This window comes from Trichocoleus sp. DQ-A2, assembly GCF_039961915.1.
GTDB lineage: Bacteria > Cyanobacteriota > Cyanobacteriia > Cyanobacteriales > FACHB-T130 > FACHB-T130.
On record NZ_JAMPKD010000002.1, the window covers coordinates 130,574 to 152,917 of the forward strand.

Below are 22,344 nucleotides of genomic sequence, written 5' to 3' on the forward strand. Positions count from 1 at the left end.
GATTTAAACTTTTTCTGGGTACTTCATTAAGGGAACCGTCGGTGTTTCCTCCTCAATGCGGATTTGCACTTCTTTGACATAGGAACTCATGTAAGACATCACTCCATAGATAAAGAGAACAACACCGACCATCTCCAAGCACTCTTCCAAGCTTGACATCAGCATATATCCAATCGCCTGTATTGTCTGCTTGGTTGAAGTGGCTCCCCAAATTAAACGACCATAGTGATATACGTAAAATCCACTCACTAACTCCATGCCAATGGACCCTCCAACAAAGAAAGTTCCGGCAATCAGAAATAAACGCCGTATCTTTGCGGGAAGATGGACGAGAAATTTTAAGAAGAATATTAAGGTAAGAAATACAAAAGCAATACCGAAAATTACCCAAGTATAGTATAAAAATCCGGTAGCTTTGAATGTATCTCGAAGTGGCTCGATCGTCTTTTCATGGAAACTTAGCCATTCGTCTGCTGATAGAAAGAGAAAAAGAACCGACAGAGCGCCCCAGTGGAAGGTATAGCGATCGCTTTCAGTTTTCTTCGCGTAGGTAATAACCGCTAGTAAAATTGAACAAAGTAATAACAGCGATGCTGAAAACAACGCTGGAAAATTTTTCTCGCGATCGACGTTGAATAACTCTACTACTTTATTTAACCATAAGAGCTTATAACCTTGCTGGTATAAGAAGTGCCTTGTTAACTGACTGGCAAGGCTGGCAAAGATGAACCCTATGACTGCGAAAATCAGAAATTTCCTAGCTTTCTTTGGAGAGATGAAAAACTGCATTTTGAAACCTCTCTTAAAAAATTTAAGCTTGGTGAAATGAAGAATTGAAAAATTTCCCGAATTTTTAAAGTGCTATTTGAGTGATAATGGGCGATTAAAAAGCAGGAAGTGTACGGGATTTCTCGGCTAGCGATCGCGATATCCAGCACAAATGGCACGAGGTTACGCTCGTGTTTTGGTAAAAGTCCCGCGTCAAAATGATTAAGAATAAGTTAATGACAGATTAAGCAATATATAACAAAGTGTCAAGTCAAAGTCTATTGAGATTTCCGTCGAAGAATGGACACCGACACGCAAAAGTGTTATTAGGTCTGCTTTCCAGGAAAGTTGATTCTAAACGATTAACCTAAGATAATTAAAACTAAACTTATTAAAAGCAAAAACCACCTTGTACTTTTGGGTAGAAGGTGGTTTGAAAAAGTAATTAGAAGTGGAGCCTACGGGAATCGAACCCGTGTCCAAATTGGGTATTAACCTATCGCTCATTCACAGGTTTAGCCTATCTAACCCTCAAGGCGGGAACCATCCATTATCCCGGATGACAGGATTCTCTGATGAGGTCTTAGCTAGCAAATCTACCAGAGACGACTTGCTATCGCATCCGTTGGGGTTGTTCTGTAGCCCTTAACGGAGTCAGACTACAGACGCTCAGAAACCTAAGATGAGGTTTTTAGGCAACGACAGCTGCCTGACGAGCGAATGCTACGATGTTGTTTTTCGCAGTTACTTTTTTTTGAGTCCAGTATTAACGAGAGAAGACTCACTCTCGACCTGAATCACGGGGCAGCGTTCGCCAACCTGTCGAAACCATTAAGGCCCCCTGTCTCACATATTCTATTATAGTTATTTGTTGAAGGAATGACTGAATTTAACAAGGTTTCCAGAGACAGTTTTCGGGAGTAATAGCCGAACGATTCAGTTCGGTTTAATCGGCGGTTGGCATCCCAAATATAGAGGGAAAAGCGATCGCTGCCAATTGTGCAAACGTCGATACAAGCAGTCGCTAATTATCCTTCTGTTTGTCCGATTTCTCCGGCTTGTCCGGTTTTTCTGGCTTGTCCGGCTTAGACTTCTTTTCCGATTCCGGTTGGGATTGAGTTTCTGGTTTAACAACTGGCACGACAACTGAACCTGGCGGTGCGGAAGTCTCTAGTGCAGATGAGGGAGCAGGATTAGTTGGCTTGCGATCGCTGCGAGGGAATGGCGGCGTCACTTCCGAAGCGGCGGGAGGCTGCGGATTGGCAACCGGGGATGGTGGCGGCTGTTCCGAAGCGGGAGAAGGTTGTGGATTGTTAGCAGCCGGTGGCGGAGTTTTTTCGGATGTAGGAACCGGCTGTTTTTGCTCGCGACGTTCTATTTCTGCCTGTCCGGCGTTCTTGTTCGTTTCACGATTAGATTGCGGCTTGTTTGAGTTCGGGGATTTCGATGAAGTGTTTGCAGGAACATCTGGAACATCGCGGTTAACCCGCTGCTGAGATTTTCTGCGGAAGGATTTTTGAACTTCAACGGGTTGCCGTTCAGACTCAGTAGGGGTGATATTAACTTTCTCTACGGATTCGGGAGTGACAGTTTGTGCCTCTTGTGGCTGATTTTGCGGCTGGGATTCCGGTTGGGCAACAGGGGAAGCGTCAGGCGGTTGAGGCTGACGCCAGACAGAACTCAACGCGATCGCTAAACCGGATGCGATCGCGATTCCTGTAGCAATGAAAAGACTGCGGGGATTTCGGAAGAAGGAAGAACTGGATTGATGGTTTCTTTCTTCTGGTACGGGCGAAGCGATCGCGCCTCCATTTCTTGAACCCGAATTTTTTCCCACCAAAGCTTCGCCTCTAGGCGGTGATGGAGAGCTCGCTGGGATAGTTGCCACTGTATGAGTTGGCGGCATTGTTTCGGCAGTGGAACCTCCAAACTGAAGATCCGGCAACAGAGACAGCCACTCATCTACACTGCCAGGTCGATATTGAGCATCAACAGCCATCCCGCGCATCACCGCCTGATTTACCGCCGGACTTAGGTAGTGTTTTAAGTCGCGGGGCGCTGGCATCGGTTGCCTGTCTCTGAGTACCGCAGGCGTTGGTACTGTTGCCGTTAACAGCGCGTAAAGTGTGGAGGCTAACCCATAAACATCCGTCGCTGAGGTGCGCTTTGCTTGGGGCAGGTACTGCTCAATGGGGGCATACCCTTCGGAAACAATACTTGTGTGAGTTTGGGTTGAGTCTGGCGTAAACTCCCGCGAAATCCCAAAGTCAATCAGCACCACCTCTTGAGTTCCTTGGCGCAGAATGATGTTCTGGGGCTTGATATCCCGATGCAGCAGATTATTTTGATGCACCACTTTGACTGCTGCCCCAATCTGCTGCATGAAGTGGATAGCAGCGGACTCTGGCAGCGGCTTGTCCGGAAACACGACCTCTTGCAAAGTTTGACCCGCAATATAGTCCATTACCAGGTAGGGCAACCCAGCTTCCAAAAAGAAATCGTTAACCCGAACGATATTGGGATGGACGCACAACGCTAAACGTCTTGCTTCATCCTGAAACTGACGCGCAAATCTGGCAAAGTCAGGATGCCGACAGAGGGAATCGTTGAGCGTTTTAATGACTACAGGTTGCCCCAAGTAGTGGTGGGTGGCTTGAAAGGTAACGCCAAAGCCACCCCGTCCCAGTTCTCGATCGAGAGTGTATTTGCCACCCTGCAAAGTTTTGCCAACTAGCGTGTCCATGCAATCACCAAGAATGAAGGATGAGCTAATTTGAACTCATTTTAAATTTCTCTTCCTTCCGATGTTAGAACCTTTGACCGATCCCGAATTGGAGTCGGCTTTCACCGTGGTCGTTGATACCAAAGTCAGCCCTAAGCAAGCCAATCGGGGATTGGACGCGCACACCAGCTCCGTAGCCAAAGCCAGTTCCTTGTTTGCCACGGACAGTTCCAGGTTCTCCCGGCACCGTATCGCCAGAGCCTAAGTCGGAGCCAAAGTCAGCGAATAAAACGCCACCTACCGGCTTAAAAACTGGGAAGCGATACTCGGCAGAGGCTAACACATAGCTGCGACCGCTGGCAACATCACCACTTCCGTAGCCCCGTACAGAATTGATGCCACCTAGATTAAAGGCTTCATAGGGCGGGAGATTGCCGATGGTTGTGCCTCCCTGCACGTTGAAGGCTAATACATCTGGAGTTGCACCGTTGGTTAAATTAAAGGGTATGTACTGGCTGTAGTTTGCCTTAACCCGGTTCATCAAGATACTGCCGTTCCCAACCGGGATCGATTGTTCTGTACTGAGGCTGACGACCGACCCTTTGGTTGGGTTAATTGGATTGTCTCGTTTGTCTTGTGCGATCCCAGCAGACACGGAAACTTTGTCGTCGATACCGTTTTGGCTATAGGAAAGGCGATTTCCTAATTCATCTACGGGTGAGAGATTGCCTTTGCTATCGCGGATGCTGGTGCGGGTGTAGTTCACGCCTACCGATGCCTGCACATCGCCTACAGGTTTCGTGAAGGTGACGCCGCCGCCAAACTGCCCTTCCCGAACTCTGTCCCCATTTGGCAACTTGACATCTTCGTTAAAGGTTTCTGAAAGTTGCCGCTGTCGAGATGCCTCGATAGTATATCCAGGGCGGTCTGGATTGCTGGCGCGATAGGGACTGGTAATATTCCCATTAAACTGTAAGTCGCTGCGGCTTGCTTGGACATTCAGACCTACCTGCTGGTTAATGCCTCCGAAATTCTGGTCTTTATAATTAATGCTGCCGAAGATGCCACTGTTCTCGCTGTAGCCACCACCGACGTTAACGGCGCGGGAAGTGCGTTCGGTAAGGTCGTAGCTCACATCAACTTTCCGAGAATCGCCACTGAGGGAAACATCGGCGTTGTCAAACAGCCCTAACTGATACAGCCGTTGCAAGTCTGTCCGTGCCGCATCCACCCGGAAGGGTTGACCCGGCTTCAGTTTTAACTCCTGACGGACGAAATTTTCTTGGGTGCGTCCTTTGGTTGGCTTTCCTTCGGTGTCTAAAAAGCGGATTTTTATATCCCCAACGGTACCCTCAGCGACTTCAATGGTGACGACCCCATCCCGGCTGGGTTGCACGGCTAGCACTTGTGCTGCCACATAACCATTTTGCTTGTACCACTGGTTGAGTTGTTCGGCACTTTGGTTGAGGGCATTGGGGCTAATTTTTGCCCCCAGTTGGGATTTGAAAATGTCGTTGGCAACTGCTGGGGTCAAGGCTTGGGCACCGGAAAGTTTGAGCGATCGCACCACTAGGGGTTTCACCTCAAAGACTGTCCTCAGTCCACTTGGCTCGGTATAACTGGTTACGTTGGCACCAGTAAATAGCCCGGTCGCTAAAATCGCCGTCACATCCTTTTGCAGTTGGCTTTGACTGGTATCTCCACCCGGACGAGTTTTAATCGTTTGACGGACAATTTGCTGCAACTCTGGTGTCGCCCCCGCTACCTCAATACCTGTCGCGGTCACGACCAAATCTGGTGAATTGAGAGAGCTAGCAGGCGCTTTTTGGGGAACGCGAGTCGTCTGAGTAAATTGAGGCAGTGTCCGGGTTTCCGGTGCCGCAATGGCTCTCGCGGGGCGGGTGGTGGCAGAATTAACGGGAACAACTACCTCAGGATTGACGGGTTGTTGAGCTGGCGCGGATGGCTGGCGCGTACCCGAACTAACGGGGACAACGACCTGAGCATCTGCTATTTTTTGAGTTGCGGCTGTTGAGGAAGGCACATCGGAAGTGACCGGGACAACGACAACTTCTTCAGCGTTTGGTGTCTGGGTTGGAGAGGAAGAAGTTGTACTGGCGCTAGCCAGAGAACTGAGATCGCTCGCAGCCAAAACCGCTAAAGTGCAAATAGCCAAAGAAGGAACGCGCATTATAGAAAACCAGGGAGAGAGAGGAGGAGAAGGAGATTGCATACAGATATCCAGCGAAATGGTATAAGACGGTAGCTAGTGTAAAATCGCTAATTGCTTATCGCTTACGAGGTTTTGTTAAATTTGACACTCGCTATTGCCGTCTGGTTCCATTCGTCGATTTTGAATTTGGAAATTTTTCCCTGGCTTCTCTGGAGTCAGGAAGGTTGGATTTTGGATTGGCGATGGACAAACAATCGAAAATCTAAAATCTGTGGAGGTCTGGGATGAGGGTACTGTGCCTCAGCAATGGTCATGGGGAGGACATCATTGCCGTCCGGATTTTGCAACAACTTCAGCAACAGTCTCATTCTTTGGAACTAGCAGCCTTGCCATTGGTAGGCGATGGGCGAGCTTATGCTGAGCTAGATATCCCGATCATTGGCCCCGTGCAGACGATGCCCTCCGGTGGCTTTATCTATATGGATGGGCGTCAACTGGTGCGAGATGTACAGGGCGGTTTATTACAGCTCACCCTCGCCCAGCACCGCGCAATCCGAAAGTGGGCGTCCCCAGGCAGACCCAAGGAGCGAGGTAGAGGGGTAATCCTGGCGGTGGGGGATATTGTCCCGCTGTTGTTTGGCTGGTTAAGCGGCGTTCCCTATGCTTTTGTGGGTACGGCTAAATCGGAATATTATTTGCGAGATGAAGCGGGGCCATTGCCACGGCGCGACCAACGAGGGCGCTGGGAAGGTTGGTCTGGGTCTGTTTACTTGCCTTGGGAACGTTGGCTGATGAGTCAGCGGCGTTGTAAGGCGGTGTTTCCCAGAGATGGGCTGACAACTCAGATGTTAAAGAAGTGGCCTATCCCGGCGTTTGATTTAGGGAACCCGATGATGGACGGTTTGGAACCACCCAGACCAAAAGCAATATTTTATTCGTCAAATGCTGAACAGGAAGAGATGAGGCGATCGCTAATTGTGGCTCTTCTCCCTGGTTCTAGACCTCCCGAAGCTTATGCCAATTGGCAGCAAATTATGCAAGCTTGTGTGGGGTTAATGCAGGGGTTTGCACCTCGACCCGTCCTATTCCTGGGAGCGATCGCACTTGGGTTAAATTTAGATCCTTTGTACCAAACCCTTGAGGCTCACGGTTGGCGACAATCTAATGGACTGGAGGAAAGTGAGAAATTTTCCCCCTCGCCCATTTCTGACCCAGAAGCACGAACTTTTACGAAAGAAAATGGCACTCTGATTCTGACTCAGCACGCTTATAACGATTGCTTGAATGAAGCAGATTTAGCGATCGCAATGGCTGGTACGGCAACCGAGCAGTTTGTCGGATTGGGGAAACCCGCGATCGCGATCCCCGGAGAAGGCCCTCAGTTTACGAGCGCCTTTGCCGAAGCTCAATCTCGCCTGCTAGGACCCTCCCTGATTTTGGTAGAACAACCCGCTAAAGTCGCCGGGGTTGTGCAATATTTATTACGCGACCCCGATCGGCTGCAACTGATTGCTGAAAATGGACGCCGCCGCATGGGAGAAGCGGGAGCCGCCGAGCGGATTGCGGCTTGTGTGATGGAACGCTTGTTGGGTTTTTACTTTTCAATTTAGGCTCAACCCATTGCTAATTGCCACTGACAGTAGGGGAGCAAAGTTGTTCTTCCCCTACTCTGATGGCGTAGCCTTGTTGAAAGAAATGATTGCCCAACTCATGCCCACCCCGTTTATTTAATTGAGTTGATGTCCCAACTATAATAGAGAATAAAGAATGAGTTTCGTTGAGAGTAGATTGCTTTGAGCTGAGCGAATACATTTTAGGTTTGGGCTTCGCCCAGCTATTGATTAGAGAGGGATCAAAATCCATGTACAAGATAGGTGTATTGGATGATGATGAAAATTGGTGTTTGATTATCGAGCGATTTTTACGAAAAGATTTTGAAGTTCATATTTATAAAACAGTCTTTACGTTTTTACAAGAAATAGAAAGTTACGATTTACTGATTATAGATTTTTCTATTCCCCCCGCTCCGTATGAGAGAGGCATGGATGGTTGCGAGATCATCAATCATATCAAAAATGATTTTATAAATCCTCCCTTATTAGTTTTAGCAACCGGCTTTATTAGTGCTAATGAGTTAGAGTTTGGCAGAGAAATCTGTCCGGAAGCAGATGCTTTTTTATCGAAAGATGCCGGGTTAGACATCATTTTGAATGAAATCAAACGACTGCTGAATTCTAAAGATAGTGATGCATCTAATCGAGCGATCGCAAATCCACCCAGTTAGATGCTTCATGACTTTATAAGTAATACATTTCCCCTTGGTATTCGCTTAGTAAACTGCATTCTACAGACGGAGAAAAGTAATAAGGCGTGCTTAGATATTCTTAACCAACACTCCAATTTCTCGTTGGATCGGCAGCACATCTAAAATATCGGTTTGGGAGCAATATTTCAGGTCTTCTTGACAATCGAGGCGTAACAGCCGTTGACCATGACTGGCGTGGTGGAACAACTCTAGTAAATTATTTTGCCACTGCTGGTAAAGAGCGATCGCGGCACATCCTTCATCGTTACCTATTTCTAGCGAACCTTTCTCTTGCAAAGAATGAGCGATCGCACCTGCACACACCGTATCCTCCAGAGAAAAACTACCTTCCCAACCCGATCCCAGCAGCCAAACTGTCTCTGGCTGCTTGCTGAGAACGTATTCTACCACCGCTTGACGATTCACTAACGCTGCTGCCAGAACCACTGGAGCCTTCTGTACTCGCGTTAGGGCGCGAGTGCCATTCGTAGTACTGATAAATAATCGTCGTCCCTGTACGCGCTCTGGCGTACAATCCAGGGGAGAATTGCCCAAATCGCAGCCAGACACTTTAGCACCGCCTCGTTCACCAGCGCGCAACCGGAGATCGGCTTGCCACTGTTCGCTGACTTGCATCAAGGTTCCCATATCGCTAAAGACTTGGACAGCCTCAGCACCCGCATTCAGGGCGGTGGCGATAGTAGTCGTAGCGCGGAGTACATCGATGGCGATCGCGCACTCAGGTACGCTGTCGGAGGGAGTCAGTTCGGGCGTGTGGTAGACAAATAACTTCACAATTAAGGTTTTACCTGCAATCAAAACTATTGACTTAACATTTTAGGGAGCATTAGGTAGGAAAGCCTACCAAATTTAGATTAAACCGCCGAAAGTCGTGCCAACGCATCTTTCATCGTGGGTGGTAACTGGCGCATAATCTTACCCTTTTCTCGATCTACTACCACTAACGTGACTTTTGCAGTCACGTACAACTCTTGTCCATCGAGAGATTGAATCTGATAATCCCAATTGATGCGGACGCCCTCGGTATCTGCCATGCGCGTCTTTAGCACAGCACTCATTCCCATCCGCAGAGGGCGGTGGTAGCGCACCGAAAGATCCACAACCGGCATATCGCATCCCAAGGCGACTAAATCTGCAAATTCGATGCCAATTGAGCGCAGGCATTCCACCCGCGCCTCTTCCATCCAGGTAATATAGGAGCCATGCCAGACAATCCCTGCATAGTCAGTATGGTGAGGATGCGCTTTGACTGGGTATTCAAACCAGTTCTCTGTCGTAGCTGTTAGAGAGACGCTTTCAATCGCGCCCATAGGTGGCAGTGATGGCGAGGTTTGTGGTTCTTCTGACACGTTGCCTATCGTCCTCAATACACCTAGAGGATTGTACCTCTAGACTGAGCGCGATCGCCTCCTGAGATCGTTAGATGACTCTTCTTCCTGCGCGAGGGCTATTCTCAGTGCGATCCTTCCGTAACGAGCGATCGCAAGCGTGGATCTCTTCCAGTAGCATAGAAATTTTCTGCTTGCCAACCGTGATTTCCTCAGAAAGCATCGGGTTTTTGCCGATTCCCTACTGATGAAATGACCAATTTCTAAGCCAGCCATCTGCTAAACCGCTTGTGGAAGAGTTGTCCAATGCATCGTCGCGTCTATCACGTCAGTCTTCTCACGATTAGCCTGCTTCTCACCCTTCACCCTTCATCCTTCATCCTTCATCCTTCCGGAAGCGCTTTTGCACAGGCACCAACCTCTACAGACCGGAAAACTGAAGCAGACCGACTTTTCCAACAAGGCGTACAGCAGTATCGTCAAGGGCAATACCCAAAGGCACTCGCCACCTATCAACGGGTGCTAGAAATACAGCAACAACTGAATGACAAAGCCGGAATTGGGCAAACCCTGAACAACATCGGCGAGGTTTACTACTGGTTGCGGCAACCTGACAAAGCTTTAGATGTTTTGCAGCAAGCTTTGGCTATTCGCAGAGAATTAAAAGATCGTACAGGGGAAGGAGAAACCCTAGATAATATTGGCTTGAGTTATTTCTGGAATGACCAAAATGACAAAGCTTTAGAAACCTTGCAACAAGCTTTGGCGATTCGTCGGGAAGTACAAGACAAAGCAGGAGAAAGTAAAACCCTCAGTAGTCTTGGCACGCTTTACGCGGGTGGTCTTCAGCAATATCCCAAAGCCTTAGAAAGCTTACAGCAAGCGCTGGCAATCCAACAAGAATTAGGGGATAAATTTCTACTGGGAATTACTATGCGCCGAATGGGGACAGTCTATCGAGGCATGAAAGAGTATCCTCGTACTTTGGAGTGGTTGGAGAAATCGTTAGCCCTCAGCCGCGAAGTGCAAAACCGTGTAGGTGAAGGGGAAACTCTCTATCAGCTCGGCTTAACTTACTTTAATCAAGACAAGTATGACCAGGCTTTGCAATTTTATCAGCAAGCATTGCCTCTTATTCAAGCCGTAGGAATTCACCTAGTAGAAGCTGGCATTCTCGAAGGAATGGGAGATTCTTACTTTAATCAAAAACAATATGAGCAAGCGATCGCCTTTTACCAACAATCCCTCCCTGTTGTTAGAGAAGTAAAGAATAAGTCCCAAGAAGTTGGCATTCTTCTATTCATAGGGAAGGCTTACAGCAGTCTCAAGCAATACGAGCAAGCGATCGCCTTTAAGCAACAAGCTCTGGCAATCGCGCAAGCCATTCCCAATAATAAAGCGCAAGAAGCCAATGTTCTCTCTGGAATAGCCTATATTTACTTTAGTCAAAATCAATATGAGCAAGCGATCGTATTCTATCAACAAGGACTGGCGATTACACGAGAAACCCAAGATAAGCCCCAAGAGTCTAACTTTTTATCTCTAATCGGAAGTTCTTACTATTTGCAAGGCAAAGACGAGCAAGCCATTGAATTCCTTCAAAAATCATTAGCTATTCGTCGAGAAATCAAGGATAAACCCGCTCAACTAGAAACCCTAATCTTGTTAAGTGGAATATATAGCTCAACAGCCATATCATTTGTCAACAGAGGGGTGTATCCTCAAGCAAAAGCAGAGTATTCTCGCGTGATAGAGTTGGCACAGGAAGCTTTAAACCTTGCCAGAGAATTGAAAAAAACAAAATCAGAAGCAAGTGCTTTAATTCATCTGGGAGCAGCTTACAGCTTCTTTCAAGACGAGCAAAAAGCGATTGAAGTGTTACAACAAGCGATGAGCATTGCGCGAGAAACCAAGGATTTAGGTATTGAAGACTCAGCTCTGACTCAGCTTGCTAGCATTTACAATACTCAGGACGACTCTCGCAAATATATTGAAATCAGGTTGCAACAAGTCGAAATTGCACGACAGCAAAATAATAAACGGGGTGAGGCAGATGTTTTACTCACTTTAGCCAGCACCTATAACGTACTTGGAGAAAATCAAAAGGCAGTCGAAACCTACCAGCAAGCATTAGCCGCAGCGCGACAAATCGAAATCGCTAAACTATTGCCAAATTTACAAGATAGTGCTTTAAGCACAGAATCGAGTGCGCTATCTGGCTTAAGTCTGAGTTACAGCAATCTTGGGGAATATGACAAAGCTATTGATTGGGCGCAACAGCTATTAAAGCGTGCACAAACCCTTGGTAAACCTGCATTAGAAGTAGACGCGCTGCTGCGGTTGGCTTTCTTATACAATGTACCTCTCAAAAATGTTCCGAAAGCCATTGAAGTCAGTCAGCAAGCCTTAACCATTGCGCGGAAAATCAAAGAATCCTCCCTTGAAGCAAAGGCACTGGCAAGCTTGAGCAGCGCTTACAACAAACAGGGAAACTATCCCTTAGCGTTGCAGTCGGCTGAGCAATGTTTAGCAATTGCCAAGCAGCTAGAAAACCCCCAACTAGAGCAGAATGCTTTGGATATTCTTGAAGAAATTTACTCCAACCAAGGTAACTATCAAAAAGCGGTGGAGTTTGCTCAAGCTAGGTTGGCAGTAGTGCAAAAGGCAAAACTGAACAACTATGAAATCAGTGCTTTAACGTCCCTAAGCCAGAGTTATGGCTTGTTAGGTGATACTACCAAAGCCGTGGAAACAGCCAAGCAAGCTTTAACTTTAGCACGACAAAGGCAAAATACTTCTCGTGAAGCCCTAGCTTTAAATGCTCTCAGCGACGCCTACAGAGTTCAAGGAGAATACGAACAGGGGATAGCAGTAGGACAAACGTCTTTGGAGATATCGCGCAAAAACAAAGATTTCATTGGAGAAGTAGCGGCGGCGACTATTCTTAGTGGAATGTATGAGGCTTTGGGAGAATATCAAAAAGTAATTGCAGTTGCAGAGCCAAGTTTAGCACAGGCAAGGAAAATAAATAATCGCGAACAAGAAGCAGAGTTACTAATCAAGTTAGGAAACTCTTACGGAATTATTGGCAAATACACAGAAGGCAAACAGTTAGTAGAGCAAGGATTAGCAATTGCGCGAGAATTAAAAAATCGTAGGCTAGAATCCCATGCTTTAGCTCGGTTGAGTAACCGCTACAAAGATTTAGGTGAATATCAGAAAACATGGGATTCACTTCAACAAAGTTTGAAAATTGCCCGTGAAACTAATATTCCAGCAGCACAGACCTTACCGCTAACTTCTCTGGGGATTGTTTATGCTGAGCTTGGGGATTACCAAAAAAGTAACGAATTCTATCAACAAGCACTGCCCATACTACGTCAACTCAAAAATCGCTTTGACGAAAGCCTTGTGCTGCTTTTTATCGCCCAAAACTATTTTGCCCAAGGAAATCCACAAAAAACTATTGAATCCGCTCAAGAAGGATTAGCAATTGCTGGAGAAATTAAAGAGCCGCAAATCCAAGCATTTGCTAATATATTGCTGAGTCTTGGCTACGGGCAATTGGGTAATGACAAACAAGCAATGGAAGCCGCTCAAACTTGGTTGAATTTTACTAGAAAAGTCCAAAATAAAGTTTGGGAAAAACAAGCTCTTACTCTGGTTGGACATATCCATCGCAAATTTAGACGCCAAGAAGAAGCCATTGAGGTATATCAACAAGCACTTGCGATCGCAACCGATAATCAAGCTCCTAGCGCTGATGCTTTCATTTATTCAGGGTTAGCGCGTATCTACCACGATTTGAATCAGTCAAGTGTTGCCATTACTTACTATAAGCAATCGGTTAACAAAATTGAGGAAGTCAGGCGTGGTATCGAAGGTTTACCACAAGAGTTACAAAAATCTTTCTTGGATGCAACAGTTGATTTCGACAAGGTGAAGGTATCTGATATTTATCGTCAGTTAGCAGCCTTGTTGCTCTCCCAAGGACGGGATAAAGAAGCCCTACAAGTGCAGCAACTATTGAGAGAGCAGGAAATTCGCGAAGCCATCAGTCCTAGAGGTACTACGGGGGATAAGCCGAACATTCCACTCTCTCCGACGGAGACAAAGATTCCTGCTCAAAGCGAGTCCATCATTGCCTTAGCAAAACAAATTAATGAGTGCGAAAGTACCAATTGTAGTCAACTTAAAGAGCTTACGAGTCGCCGCACCTCTCTGATTGTTCAATTTGACCAACAATTGCAGAAGATTGACCAAGAAATTCGCGCTAACCGTGCCAAAGATGACGCTTTCTTTGACCCAAACAAACTAGCAAAAGCTCAAGAGATTGTCGAAGCACAACCAGGCACGGTGATGATTTATCCCTTGGTTCTAGAAAACGAACTGTGGTTACAACTATATGCCCCAGGGGGTGCGGTCAAAACCGTTAAAGTTAACGTCGGAAGAGATGAATTAGGAAAAACGGTCAAAGAGTTCCGCGATTTAATGAAGGAGTGCGAGCAGGTTGCTCATTGCGGTTCGGCTGAAGCTAATAAGATACAAGCTGTTAGCCGAAAACTTTATGACTGGCTAATCAAAGACTTAGAGGCGGAACTTCAGAATAAGAATAACCAGGTGAAAAACTTGGTCTTTGCTCTTGATAGGGTGACGCGCTATATTCCGATGAGCGCTCTTTATGACGGGAAACAATACCTAATTGAAAAATACACCGTCTACAATGTATTGACAGAAGATACTGACACCCGCGATAAACTACCTGTCGGCACTCAAAATAGCCCTGTTTTGGCAATGGGATTATCTGATGCTGTCCCTGGTTTCAGTCCTCTACCAAATGTGCCTGCTGAAATCGATGCGATTGTGCGTCAAGAAACTAAAAATAATCAGGGAATTTATCCTGGTCAAAAGTTCTTAAACCGTTCTTTTGACTTTGCTACTCTGCAAGACAATTTGAAAAGTTATCGAATTTTACACCTAGCGACTCATGGGGTATTTGTTCCTGATAGCGCAGATAAATCTTACATCCTCTTAGGAACCGGCGAACAACTCACGATTCCTCAGATAAAAACCTTAACCGGGTTAAATAACATTCATTTGGTTGTGCTGTCAGCTTGCCAAACCGCCTTGGCTGGTCCCCGTCAAGACGGCATAGAAATTGCTAGTATGGCTTACCACTTCTTGAATCGGGGCGCAAAGGCGGTGATGGCTTCCCTGTGGCTCGTGGACGATAGCAGCACCAGTCTTTTGATGCAGCAATTTTATAAAAATTTAGCTAACGGCACCTCTAAAAAGGCGATGACTAAAGCGGAAGCGTTGCGCCAAGCTCAACTCAATCTGTTACAAGGCAATGTCTCAACAGCAGCCAATACCAATCCTCGCGGTGGCATTATTGTCGAACAAATACCTGGTTCTAGACCGCCGATAACCCCCAGCAACGGCTCAAAATTTTCTCATCCGTATTATTGGGCACCGTTTATTTTGATAGGAAATGGACTTTAAAAAACTATCAAAATTCAGGTACTTGGTAAAGGTAAAAGAGATGGAAAAAATTTCTCACCTTCTTGCTTACGATTGGGCACCTCTGATGCTGATTAGAAATGGCACCTCTGATGCTGATTAGAAATGGATAATAACACGCCCAACTCAGATAGTTGATGCTTTGGCGATTGGCTATACTAGAGGCGCTTAACGCTCAGGAGAGGCAACAAATGCAATGAAACAAAGAATTCTAGCCGCCGCTGGGCTGTTATCTGTCCTCTGGTTCGCTACGCCAGTGAGAGCGGAAAATCCCGAACACCTTAAACGGTTGCTGGAAACCAATAAATGCTTGAATTGCGATCTTAGCGGTGCCAACTTGATGGGTGCCAGATTGGTTGCAGCCGACTTGAGAGGAGCTAACCTGAGTGGTGCCAACTTAAGCGGCGCTGACTTGTCTGGTGCTAACTTGACCAATGCCAACTTAACCAGGGTGAATTTGAATCTTGCCAAATTGACGGGTGTTATAGGAGTTCCTAACAATCTCGTCTCTTTGGAGCCAAGAACACAGAATAGGCAGGAAGGTGGAGGATTCCGTTTGAGGGGTATTGTTTACAATCCTCCAGAGCAAGAAGTTCCGAATATTCGGGAACCAGGAGCCTCGCGTGGTCGTAGCGCCTGTATTGTTGATGCAGAGGGTCTAACTGCGTTGATACCAGGCAAGAATTTTGGGGTAACGGTTACAGGATATCCAACCTTGTTCTTTTATATTCCAAAAAATCCCCCGCAGACAGCAGAGTTGATGGTATGGGATGTAGAGGGAAAGCAGGTTGTTTACGAGACCACTTTCAAGATTTCTCAAAACCCTGGTGTTGTTAGCGTTAGCCTCCCCGAACAAGCAGGTATAAAACCGCTACAAGTTGGAAAAACATACCGTTTTTCCTTCGCACTGCTTTGCGACCCTAAAGACCGAGGAAGTAATATTTTGGTTGAAGGCTGGATTCGACGCAACGAATTAAGCGCCACTCTTGCCAATCAATTACAGCAAGCATCGCCCCAAGAGCGTCCAGCCATCTATGCAAAAGCTGGCATCTGGTATGAAACTCTGACTACTCTGGCTGAGCTACGTCGCGATCGCCCTAACGATTCTACACTAGCTGCCGCCTGGGAAGATTTGTTGAAGTCAGTGGGACTGGAGGCGATCGCTACCGCACCCTTACTTCCGCAGCAAACACAGAGAAGCACTCCACCAATCTCTCAACCGGCTGGTACTTTAAATGCACCTGGAGGGCAGGCAGGAGGAGGAACCCAGCTTAGGGGTGGTGCTTACAATCCTGCGGAAATTGCAGCTCCTGGCGCGACACAAGGAGGCGGATCTCGCTGACGATTGGATAAACTTTCTACTGGTAAGACTGCCAGATATCAATTACTTACCGCAAAAGAAACGCGATGAAGGATATTAAAGCTAATCCGCTTGTGTAGCAGTATTTTTATGCGTTCCCCTATCCAGAAACTTAGCTTTACTACAGCCTTACTTTTATCTTTCAGTTACTTCTTCCCAATGGCAGCGAGGTCCTTAGCCTTAGCAGAGTTCCTGGTGGAACCAGCACAAAAAACACGGTTTATCGCATCTCGACAAGAGCAAAAAACTGAGGCAAATCGGCTGTTTCAACTAGGCATTCAGCAATTTCGTAACAGCCAGTTTAAAGAAGCTCTGCAAACCCTAGAAAGAGTTCTGGAAATTCGCAAAAGAATTGGCGATAAACCAGGGGTTGGGGAAGCACTTACTAGCCTGGGGGAAGTTTACAATGGCTTGAGTCAATACGCCAAAGCTTTAGAAACCTTACAGCAAGCACTTCCTCTCCGCAAAGAAGCGCGCGACAAGGTAGGCGAAGGACGGACGTTAACAGAAATTGGTGCCACATACCGCGAGTTAGGACAGTTTCCTAAAGCAATGGAGATTCTACAACAAGCGTTGGGAATTCTAAAAACAACAGACGACAAGGTAGGCGAAGGCAATACTCTCTATAACATTGGTATTGTTTATAGCGGTCAGGGACAATATCCGCAAGCACTAGAGTTCCTTCAGCAAGCTTTGGAAACGGCGAAAGCAGCAAATGACAAGCTAGGCGAAGGCAGAACTCTGAACACGATTGGCGGAGTTTATGACAGCCAGGGACAGTATCAAAAGGCGATAGAGTTTCAACAACAAGCTTTGAAAATTCTTAGGGATATTGGCGATCGCTTGGGTGAAGTCCGCACTCTAAATAACTTGGGCATCACTTATCGCAAGCTAGGCAGGTATCCTCAAGCCCTAGAAGTCCATCAACAAGCTTTAGCCATTAGCCGAGATATCGGGAATCCCGCCAATGAAGGGCGTAACCTTTACAACATTGGTGTCGTTTATCGCAGCTTAGGCAACTATCCTCAAGCTCTGGAATATTATCAGCAAGCTTTAGCAATTAGCCAAGAGATCGGTGACAAGACAGGTGAAGGGCGCACCCTCATTGGTATCGGGGCAGTTTATGACAGTCTGGGGCAGTATCCAAAAGCGCTGGAGTCTTACCAGCAAGCGTCGGGAATTCTTAAAACTATCGGCGACAAAGCTGGTGTTGGGGCGACTCTCAATAACATTGGGGGAGTGTACTACAGCATGGGCGAGTATTCCCAAGCACTGGAATTCTATCAGCAGGCAATAGAGATTGCTAGAACCATCGGTGACAAAGCTGGTGAGGGGCGCACGCTCAGCAACATGGGGGGAGTTTACGATAGTTTAGGTCAGTATCCCCAAGCACTGGAATTCTATCAACAAGCTTTAGCTAACCGCAGAACTATCGGCAACCGCGCGGGTGAAGGAAATACCCTCAACAGCATTGGAGGAGTATACGAGAATTTAGGGCAGTATTCTCAGGCACTCGCATTCTTCAAGCAAGCTTTGGAGATTCGTCGGGAGATTGGCGATAAGGCAGGCGAGGGAACGACTCTCAACAATCTTGGAGAAACCTACCGCAATTTGGGTCAATATCCCGAAGCGTTGAAACTCTATCAGCAGGCGGTGGAGATTCTCAAAGAAATTGGCGACAAGGCGGGTGAGGGAGTCACCCTCAACAATATCGGAGTTGTTTCTAATCAGTTGGGACAGTATCCCCAGGCGCTGGAGTTCTTTCAACAAGCTTTAGCGATTCGTCAAACCGTTGGCGATCGGGCTGGAGTTGGGGCGACTCTTAATAACATTGGGGGAGTTTACAACCAGTTAGAACAGTATCCCCAAGCGTTAGAGTTTTTTCAGCAAGCATTGGGAATTGCTAGAGAAATTGGCGATAAGACAGGCGAAAGAATTGCGCTTGGCAATATGGGTTTTTTGTTAGAGAAACAGAATCAGCCAGAATTAGCGATCGCTTTCTACAAGCAAGCCGTGAATGTTACAGAAGTAATTCGCCAAGATTTACGAGTGCTGCCACGAGAGCAACAGGAATCCTATACTCAAACCATTGCCGACACCTATCGCGCCTTCACTAACTTGTTACTGTCCCAAGGGCGAATTTTAGAAGCTCAACAGGTGTTAGAACTATTGAAAATCCAGGAATTACCCAACTATACAAAAAATGCGAGAGCTGGGGATAAAACTTCAGGAATCGCCTTAAATCCCATTGAAGAAAAGATTCTCAAAGAAAATGGAACCTTAATCGCTTTTGGGCAGCAAGTGGAGCAGTGCAAGCAAAATCGGTGCAGCCAGTTGAGCCAATTCAACGATCGGCTTCAGGCTTTAACCGAACAATATAATCAGACAATTGAAACCATTCAAAAAGAAATTCGCAGCCGTCGCGCTCAAGATGATGCCTTTTTTGACCCCAATAAACTTAGTAAAGCTAAAGAGATCGTCGAATCTCAACCAGGTACCGTGCTGATTTATCCCTTCGTACTAAAGGACAAAATTTGGTTGCTATGGGCATCGAAAGGAGGCATTGTTAAAAGCCTGGAAGTTCCCGTAACGCAGCGGCAATTAGGCGAATCTGTATTAAAATTCCGTCAGTTAGTAGAAGATTCCCGGTCTGACATTGCCGAAGTCAAGACAACGGGGAAACAACTCTACGACTGGCTAATTAAACCGATTGAACCCGAACTCAAAGCGAATAAAATTCAAAATTTAGTTTTTTCGATGGATCGGGTTACTCGTTACATTCCCATCAGTGCATTGTTTGATGGCGAAAAATATTTAATTGAGAACTACTCCGTTTCTACGGTGCTATCTGCTGACTTAACAGATGTGCGCGATCGCCTTCCTCCTGGCATTCAAAATACCTCCGTTCTAGCGTTAGGACTATCTCATGCAGTTGCTGGCTTTAATCCACTGCCCAATGTCCCAGCAGAATTAGATGCGATCGTGCAAAAGAAACCGAACGACACAACAGGAATTTATCCGGGAAACGAATTTCTCAACAATGCTTTTGATTTTCCTACTTTGCGAGATAATCTGACAGATCATCAGATTTTGCATATTGCTACCCACGGTCAATTTGTGCCAGGACGCCCAGACGATTCATTTCTGCTATTAGGTACGGGTGAGAAATTAACAATTTCTCAGATTCAAACTTTACAAGATTTGGGCAATGTTCATTTGGTTGTGCTATCAGCTTGCGAAACGGCACTGGGCGGGCCTGACCAAGACGGTGTAGAGATTGCTGGCATCAGCTACTATTTCCTCAATGCTGGAACCAAGGCAGTAATCGCTTCCTTGTGGCTGGTGGACGATCGCAGCACCAGTCATCTGATGCAAAAATTCTACAGCTATTTAGCTCAAAGTACGCAACAGACACCCATAACAAAAGCTACAGCCCTTCGCCAATCTCAACTGGGCTTGCTGCACGGTGATTTCTCAACCCCAGCGCTTAATAATGTTGATAGTCGCGGCAGTATTAATGTTGAAGCAATACCCAATTCTAGAAGCGAAAATACTCTCGGTGCTGGGTCAAAATTTGACCATCCTTACTATTGGGCACCGTTCATTTTGATAGGAAATGGACTTTAAAAAATTTTGAGTTTTGAGTTAAGACAGTAACACCAATCTAGTTAGAAGTAATTATGCCTTACATTAAGCGTCGTCAGTTTTTGCAGTTTGCTGGATCGACTTTGGCAACGCTGGGTTTGAGCCAGCTGGAGATTATGCAGCAAGGCGATCGCTTTAGTCGTGCGATCGCTCAAGGAACACCTCGCAAACTTGCCTTGCTGGTGGGGATTAATGCCTATCCAACAGCACCGTTGCGAGGATGCGTCACTGATGTCGAGTTGCAGCAACAACTGCTGATTCACCGATTTGGCTTTAATCCGAAAGACATTCTGCTCTTGACTGATGGGCAAGCGACCCGCAAGGGCATCTTAAATGCCTTTGAAGAACACCTGATTAAACAAGCTAAAGCCGGGGATGTCGTGGTCTTTCACTTCTCAGGGCATGGTTCCCAAGTAACCGATCCCGACTGCGACTTCAAAGACCCGACAGGGAAGTGTCTTAATAGTACCTTTGTGCCCATCGATAGTGCGCTGCCTACCGGATTTCCCAATGAAAGAGGCGTTGTCGAGGACATCATGGGGCACACCTTATTTTTATTGATGGATGCCCTGAAGACAGAGAACGTTACCGCAGTGCTGGATAGCTGTCACTCAGGTGGCGGCAAACGGGGGAATTTAGTCGTGCGATCGCGTGATGGGGGTTCCCAACTTCAACCAGTTCCCGCCGAAATAGAATATCAGGAACAATGGCTCTCTCGCCTGAATCTCTCACCCGCTGAATTTGTGCGTCGCCGTCGCGAGGGTGTTGCCAAAGGTGTCGTCATCGCCTCCGCCAAGCGGGAACAGTATGCCGCAGATGCCCCCTTCAGCGACTTTTATGCCGGTGCTTTTACTTATTTAATGACTCAATATCTGTGGCAACAAACTGGCAGCGAATCTTTTGCCAGCGCCCTCCCCAATATTGGTCGTAACACTACTCGGATGTCATCTCGTCAAAACCCAGAATTTGAGGCGAAACCAGGCAGCAATAATCTCAAGCAACCGATGTACTTTATTGGTCAACAAACGCCTCCAGCGGAAGCTGTGATCACTAAAGTAGAAGGCAACCAAGCTCAATTATGGCTGGGCGGACTTAACCCCCAAAGTTTAGCGGCTTTTGAGCAAGATGCCCTCCTTACCGTAGTAGACTCCCAAGGGCGCGAACAAGGAGTCGTGCAGTTAGAATCTCGTGAAGGCTTAATCGGACGCGGAAAATTGTTAAAAACTGCCAAACCCGGATCGCTGTTGCAGGAACGCACTCGTGGGATTCCCAGTGATGTAACTTTAAAAATTGGTCTTGACCCCTCTTTAGGCAACGACACCGCGCAGGCGAAACAAGCTTTGCAAGCGATCAAGCGCCTTGAACCTGTACCTTTACAACAGCAAGAGGTGCAATACATCTTTGGAAGGATGAAGAGTGAGGGCAGTTTAGGTTTATTTTCGCCAGCGATGGAGCCGATTCCTGACTCCTTTGGCACTGCCGGTGAAACCGTAGCCGATGCTGTCAGTCGCCTGCAAGCCAAACTGAAATCATTACTAGCAGCCAGGATTGTCAAACTCACTCTAAATACCAATTCATCGCGCCTAAACGTCAATGCTTCGATGAATCGAGCCGGTCAAAATGAAATTTTGGCTAGTGCTTTCACCGTTCGCGGTAGCGATCGCAGTCTCGGTCAAAAAACTTCTTCCAATAATCCTTCAGGAAATCTTCCCTCAGATGCCCGAAAGTTACCAATCGGAACGTCGGTGCAGTTCCAGATTACAAATAACGAGCCGCGCGACCTCTATTTCAGCGTCCTAGTCATTGACCCAACGGGAGAAATATCGGCAATCTTCCCGAATCAGTGGACGGCGACCGATGATGTTACGCAGGTGAAGGCTGGGCAAACACTACAAATTCCTGGGACTGACGATCAATTTAACCTTGTCACCCAAGAACCCAAAGGAGTCGCAGAAGTCTTGATTGTTGCCAGTAGCACGCCCCTGCGGAAAGCCCTGCAAGCGTTGCGGAACCTAGCACCACGGGATACAAGAGGCCCCGTAGCTCTTTCGGAGCCAACTCAAGTGGTCGGCGATTTGCTGGATGACCTTGCGGAAGGCACGCGCGGCACTGGAAACTCTCCCCAAGGCGTGAGTAACGTAGATACAACTCAGATGGCGGCGATGTCGATTACCTTTGAAGTTATTTGACCGTTCCGGCAAGAACATAAAGCAGTATCTTGAGAACCGATCCACTTGGGGGTGGAGTTTGCGGGCTTCATGCCTGAAGATACTGCTAAAGACGGAAATCTGCTGTTTAAACTAGCCCCATAGCAGAGACCGTGATACCTTTAAAAATAATGTTAATATCTTGCAATAATTAGGAGCGATCGCAAACGTCTCGCCTCGATACTGCTGTAAACCACTCGATATCCATAAAGGTCGAGTGCAAAGATTACAGTAATTTAGGATACAATTCTCTAATGAGAATCGCCCATGAGTATCGATTGCGCCCAAGTCAGCA

The 22,344-nt window shown here is 46.9% G+C and carries 12 protein-coding genes and 1 other RNA gene; 7 read left to right on the top strand and 6 right to left on the bottom strand.

The window, feature by feature from the left end:
- Window positions 1-3: 3 nt before the first annotated feature.
- From NC997_RS02070 to NC997_RS02085, 4 genes are all read right to left on the bottom strand, one after another.
- A complete protein-coding gene (locus tag NC997_RS02070) occupies window positions 4-789 on the bottom strand; it encodes a hypothetical protein (protein ID WP_190529392.1) in 786 nt (261 codons plus the stop codon).
- A 428-nt stretch (window positions 790-1,217) separates the two neighbouring features.
- Window positions 1,218-1,609: a transfer-messenger RNA gene (gene ssrA / locus NC997_RS02075) on the bottom strand.
- A 183-nt stretch (window positions 1,610-1,792) separates the two neighbouring features.
- The gene (locus NC997_RS02080; protein ID WP_190529394.1) at window positions 1,793-3,511 is read right to left on the bottom strand and encodes a serine/threonine-protein kinase; all 1,719 of its coding nucleotides are present in this window, start codon (window positions 3,509-3,511) and stop codon (window positions 1,793-1,795) included.
- 64 nt (window positions 3,512-3,575) lie between these two features.
- The gene (locus tag NC997_RS02085) at window positions 3,576-5,723 is read right to left on the bottom strand and encodes a BamA/TamA family outer membrane protein (protein ID WP_242031469.1); all 2,148 of its coding nucleotides are present in this window, start codon (window positions 5,721-5,723) and stop codon (window positions 3,576-3,578) included.
- Window positions 5,724-5,947: 224 nt separating this feature from the next.
- Between NC997_RS02085 and NC997_RS02090 the strand changes: the two genes are divergently transcribed.
- Both NC997_RS02090 and NC997_RS02095 read left to right on the top strand, forming a co-directional pair.
- Window positions 5,948-7,273 (top strand): lipid-A-disaccharide synthase-related protein, encoded by a 1,326-nt coding sequence (locus NC997_RS02090; protein WP_190529396.1) that lies wholly within the window; start codon window positions 5,948-5,950, stop codon window positions 7,271-7,273.
- A gap of 167 nt (window positions 7,274-7,440) precedes the next feature.
- Complete coding sequence (locus tag NC997_RS02095; protein WP_348257756.1) at window positions 7,441-7,947, top strand: response regulator; 507 nt, start codon at window positions 7,441-7,443, stop codon at window positions 7,945-7,947.
- Window positions 7,948-8,037: 90 nt separating this feature from the next.
- Here NC997_RS02095 and NC997_RS02100 read toward each other — a convergent pair whose 3' ends face one another.
- Window positions 8,038-8,763, bottom strand: a complete 726-nt coding sequence (locus NC997_RS02100; protein WP_190529401.1) for a 2-phosphosulfolactate phosphatase family protein — start codon at window positions 8,761-8,763, stop codon at window positions 8,038-8,040.
- A gap of 80 nt (window positions 8,764-8,843) precedes the next feature.
- Complete coding sequence (locus tag NC997_RS02105) at window positions 8,844-9,338, bottom strand: thioesterase family protein (protein WP_190529403.1); 495 nt, start codon at window positions 9,336-9,338, stop codon at window positions 8,844-8,846.
- Between the two features lie 74 nt (window positions 9,339-9,412).
- Here NC997_RS02105 and NC997_RS02110 point away from each other — a divergent pair, with 74 nt between their 5' ends.
- The 5 genes from NC997_RS02110 (at window position 9,413) to NC997_RS02130 (ending at window position 22,031) form a co-directional block, all read left to right on the top strand.
- Window positions 9,413-9,565, top strand: a complete 153-nt coding sequence (locus NC997_RS02110) for a hypothetical protein (RefSeq protein WP_190415104.1) — start codon at window positions 9,413-9,415, stop codon at window positions 9,563-9,565.
- 58 nt (window positions 9,566-9,623) lie between these two features.
- Entirely contained in the window at window positions 9,624-14,819 is a 5,196-nt protein-coding gene (locus NC997_RS02115) for a tetratricopeptide repeat protein (protein ID WP_190529405.1), read from the top strand.
- A 214-nt stretch (window positions 14,820-15,033) separates the two neighbouring features.
- Window positions 15,034-16,179, top strand: coding sequence for a DUF928 domain-containing protein (locus NC997_RS02120; protein WP_190529407.1), 1,146 nt, complete (start codon window positions 15,034-15,036; stop codon window positions 16,177-16,179).
- A gap of 177 nt (window positions 16,180-16,356) precedes the next feature.
- The gene (locus tag NC997_RS02125; RefSeq protein WP_242031470.1) at window positions 16,357-19,824 is read left to right on the top strand and encodes a tetratricopeptide repeat protein; all 3,468 of its coding nucleotides are present in this window, start codon (window positions 16,357-16,359) and stop codon (window positions 19,822-19,824) included.
- A gap of 53 nt (window positions 19,825-19,877) precedes the next feature.
- Window positions 19,878-22,031, top strand: a complete 2,154-nt coding sequence (locus tag NC997_RS02130; RefSeq protein WP_190529412.1) for a caspase family protein — start codon at window positions 19,878-19,880, stop codon at window positions 22,029-22,031.
- The last annotated feature ends 313 nt before the right edge of the window (window positions 22,032-22,344 follow it).

Bases quoted from the DNA above. Each gene is read 5' to 3' on its own strand.
- NC997_RS02125 (WP_242031470.1), top strand. From the start codon at position 16,357: ATGGCAGCGAGGTCCTTAGCCTTAGCAGAGTTCCTGGTGGAACCAGCA.
- NC997_RS02080 (WP_190529394.1), bottom strand. From the start codon at position 3,511: ATGGACACGCTAGTTGGCAAAACTTTGCAGGGTGGCAAATACACTCTC.
- NC997_RS02090 (WP_190529396.1), top strand. From the start codon at position 5,948: ATGAGGGTACTGTGCCTCAGCAATGGTCATGGGGAGGACATCATTGCC.
- NC997_RS02070 (WP_190529392.1), bottom strand. From the start codon at position 789: ATGCAGTTTTTCATCTCTCCAAAGAAAGCTAGGAAATTTCTGATTTTC.
- NC997_RS02085 (WP_242031469.1), bottom strand. From the start codon at position 5,723: ATGCAATCTCCTTCTCCTCCTCTCTCTCCCTGGTTTTCTATAATGCGC.
- NC997_RS02120 (WP_190529407.1), top strand. From the start codon at position 15,034: ATGAAACAAAGAATTCTAGCCGCCGCTGGGCTGTTATCTGTCCTCTGG.
- NC997_RS02115 (WP_190529405.1), top strand. From the start codon at position 9,624: ATGCATCGTCGCGTCTATCACGTCAGTCTTCTCACGATTAGCCTGCTT.
- NC997_RS02110 (WP_190415104.1), top strand. From the start codon at position 9,413: ATGACTCTTCTTCCTGCGCGAGGGCTATTCTCAGTGCGATCCTTCCGT.
- NC997_RS02130 (WP_190529412.1), top strand. From the start codon at position 19,878: ATGCCTTACATTAAGCGTCGTCAGTTTTTGCAGTTTGCTGGATCGACT.